The sequence below is a fragment of the Actinoallomurus acaciae genome, assembly GCF_042429965.1.
In the GTDB taxonomy this organism is placed as follows: domain Bacteria; phylum Actinomycetota; class Actinomycetes; order Streptosporangiales; family Streptosporangiaceae; genus Actinoallomurus; species Actinoallomurus acaciae.
In genome coordinates this window covers 1-3188 of record NZ_JBHLZP010000737.1, presented here as the reverse complement: position 1 = coordinate 3188, position 3188 = coordinate 1, and the positions used below count along the sequence as shown (strand labels likewise).

The window sequence follows — 3188 nt, the reverse complement described above, 5'->3', positions numbered from 1 at the left end:
CCCCTACAACTCCTCGGAATCACCACCTGACCAGCAACACCCGACTTTGCCGGAACCCTGCCCTGGGAGGGCGGGGGTGTCCCTGGGCGGGGAGTGTCCCTGGGCGGCGCAGTGTCCCGGACCGCGCAGCGTCCCGGACCGCGCAGCGTCCCGGACCGCGCAGCGTCCCGGACGGCGGGACTTGGACACACGCTCTAAAGGCGGGTCCTAACGGCCGGTGAACCTCGGTGCGCGCCTCTCTCGCTGCGCGGCGATGCCCTCGGCGAGATCCTCTGAGGCCATGGTCACCGGCTGGGCCAGTGACTCCCACCGCAGGGCCGCCTCCAGGCTCGGCTGCCCGCCGTCGGCCAGGGCGGCCTTGGTCAGGCGGGTGGCGACCGGCGCCCGTTCGGCGATCTGGCCGGCGATCTCGAGTGCCACGTCGAGGACGTTCTCGCGCGGCACCGCGCGGTTGACCATTCCGTGCGCCGCCGCCTCCTCGCCGGTCACCACGCGGCCGGTGAAGAGCATCTCCCGGGCCAGCGGCAGGCCGCCCGCCTCCGGCAGAAGGTACGTCGCGGCCATGCCCGGGTGGATGCCCAGCCGCGTGAAGGGCGCCACCAGCTTGGCGTCGGCGGCGGCGTAACGCAGGTCACAGGCCAGGGCGAGGCACAGACCGGCGCCGACGGCGGCGCCGTTGACCGCGGCGACCGTGGGCACCTCCAGGTCGCGGACCGACAGCCACGTGCGATAGAAGCCGAGCATGTGATCGCGGAGCGGAGGGACGTCGACCTGGCTGCGGCCGGCGATCCAGCCCAGGTCTCCGCCGGAGGAGAAGGCGCTGCCGGCGCCGGTGACGACGACGCACCGCACCCCGGCGTCCTCCCGGAGGCCCGCGATTGCCTCTCTCCAGGCGGACGTCATCGTCTCCGACATCGCGTTGCGCCGTGCGGGGTCGTCGAGGGTGAGCACGACGATCCCGTCGGGGCGCCGATCCACACGCAGCTGTTCGGTCATGCCGGGAGGGTATTGGCGCCAGGGACGCCACGGGTGAACGCCCTAGTGAGAAAGCACACACTTACGCGATTTGGCAGGTCACCTATGCTCACGAGTGCACGCGCCGAACATCTGGCGTATATCGGTATGGACGCGTGACGTCTCTCACGCAGAATGAAAGACGTGCCACCCCCACACGGATGCGCGAACGAGCAGGTAGGCGAATGAGCGATCTTCCCCGTCGCGCCGTGACGCGGACCGCCAAACTGGCGTCTCTTCCGATCGGCTTCGCTGGGCGTACGGCCCTCGGCGTTGGCAAGCGCACCTTCGGCAAGTCCGCCGAGCTGGTCGCGTTGGAGATCCAGCAGCGTACGGCCGATCAGCTGTTCAAGGTACTCGGCGAGCTCAAGGGCGGGGCGATGAAGCTCGGCCAGATGCTGTCGATCTTCGAGGCCGCCCTTCCACCGGAGCTCGCGGGCCCGTACCGCGCGACGCTCACCCGGCTCCAGGAGGCGGCTCCCCCGCTGCCCGCCCGTACGGTGCACCGGGTCCTGTCCGAGGGGCTCGGCGAGGACTGGCAGTCGCTGTTCGCCGAGTTCGACGACCGGCCGGCCGCGGCGGCCTCCATCGGCCAGGTGCACAAGGCGGTCTGGCACGACGGCCGTACGGTCGCGGTCAAGGTGCAGTACCCCGGCGCGGGCAAGGCGCTGCTGAGCGACTTCAACCAGCTCGCCCGGCTGGGCCGGCTGTTCGCGGTGCTGATGCCGGGGCTGGACATGAAGGCGATGCTCGCCGAGGTCAAGGAGCGCGTCAGCGAGGAACTCGACTACACGGTCGAGGCCGAGTCGCAGCAGATCTTCGCCGAGGCGTACACGGACGACCCCGACATCTACGTCCCCGGCGTCGTCGCGCAGTCGGGCCACGTGCTCGTCACCGAGTGGATGGACGGCACTCCGCTGTCGGCGATCATCGCGGACGGCACCCAGGAGCAGCGCGACCACGCAGGCCTGTTGTACTGCCGTTTTCTGTTCTCGGGCCCGGCGCGCTGCGGTCTGCTGCACGCCGACCCGCACCCGGGGAACTTCCGGCTGCTCGAGGACGGGCGCCTGGGCGTACTCGACTTCGGCGCCGTCGACCGGCTGCCGGGCGGGTTCCACCGGCGCATCGGCGTGCTCATGCGGATCGGCACGCTCCTCGACATCGACCAGATCGTGAAGGCGCTGCGCGAGGAGGACTTCATCCGCGAGGGCGTCGAGATCGACGCGGAGTCGCTGCGGTCGTTCATCGTCCCGATCGCCGAGCCACTGATCGAGGACACGTTCAAGTTCAGCCGCGAGTGGCTGCGGCAGGAGTTCGCACGCGTGACGGACCTGCGGCCGACGAACGTCGTGCGCCAGCTCAACCTGCCGCCGTCGTACGTGCTGATCCACCGCGTGGTCGCGGCCGGCACGGGCGTGCTGTGCCAGCTCGAGGCGGAGGGCCCGTTCCGCGGCGAGGCCCTGCGCTGGGTGCCGGGCTTCGCCGACGACGTCGAGGACTACGAGGACGTCGAGGAGTTCGACGAGGAAGAGGACGTCGACGAGGAACAGGTCGCCGGCTGACCCTGCGGGCCTGGCCGCGTCACGACGCGTCCTCCGGCCGAAGCGCCCGGGCGACGACGCGTCCTCCGGCCGGAGCACCCCGAGCGACCGTCGCGATGGCCGGAAGCGGCACCGCCCGCTACCAGTAGGCCGGGTCGAGCCGTCCCTCGATCGAACGGATGTTGTCGCGGCTGCACCGGTCGCACAGGTGCTGCAGGCCCCGCTCGGTGACGTCGGTGGTCCAGCCGAGCGGTGACTCGGCGGTGGTTCCGCAGGACGTGCAGCTGACCATGCCGGTCGCCCCCTCTTCGTCGGCCAAGGCCTGTTCAAAGTCCCGTTGTCACCGGACCGGCCCCTGTTCCAAGCATCACCGATCGGCCGCCCCGGCGGAAGCGAAACGTGGTGACGTTGGCGAACGTCTTGCCTCCGCCAGGACTTTCGGGCCCCGGGGGGCGGCGAGCGCACGATTTCGTCGTGGAGGCGGCCACACGGTGCCGTCCAAGATCGCACACGGACCCCGAAGAGACCGCCCGGAACGCCGAGGGACCCCCGGCCGTGATGGCGGATTCCAGGGGTCCTCGCAACACCTGATGGTCTATGTGGCTGTCAGTAGATCACGCAGGCGCTCGGCTG

The 3188-nt window shown here is 70.5% G+C and carries 3 protein-coding genes; 1 reads left to right on the top strand and 2 read right to left on the bottom strand.

Annotated features, from left to right (window positions below; all coding sequences use genetic code 11):
- Positions 1-207: 207 nt before the first annotated feature.
- Positions 208-996 (bottom strand): enoyl-CoA hydratase/isomerase family protein, encoded by a 789-nt coding sequence (locus ACFFNX_RS46045; RefSeq protein WP_378212667.1) that lies wholly within the window; start codon positions 994-996, stop codon positions 208-210.
- 203 nt (positions 997-1199) lie between these two features.
- On the opposite strand from ACFFNX_RS46045, the gene ACFFNX_RS46040 reads away from it, so the two are divergent.
- Positions 1200-2576, top strand: coding sequence for an ABC1 kinase family protein (locus ACFFNX_RS46040; RefSeq protein ID WP_378212665.1), 1377 nt, complete (start codon positions 1200-1202; stop codon positions 2574-2576).
- 118 nt (positions 2577-2694) lie between these two features.
- Here the strand turns inward: ACFFNX_RS46040 and ACFFNX_RS46035 are convergent, their stop codons facing one another.
- The gene (locus tag ACFFNX_RS46035) at positions 2695-2874 is read right to left on the bottom strand and encodes a hypothetical protein (RefSeq protein WP_378212664.1); all 180 of its coding nucleotides are present in this window, start codon (positions 2872-2874) and stop codon (positions 2695-2697) included.
- Positions 2875-3188 lie beyond the last annotated feature (314 nt).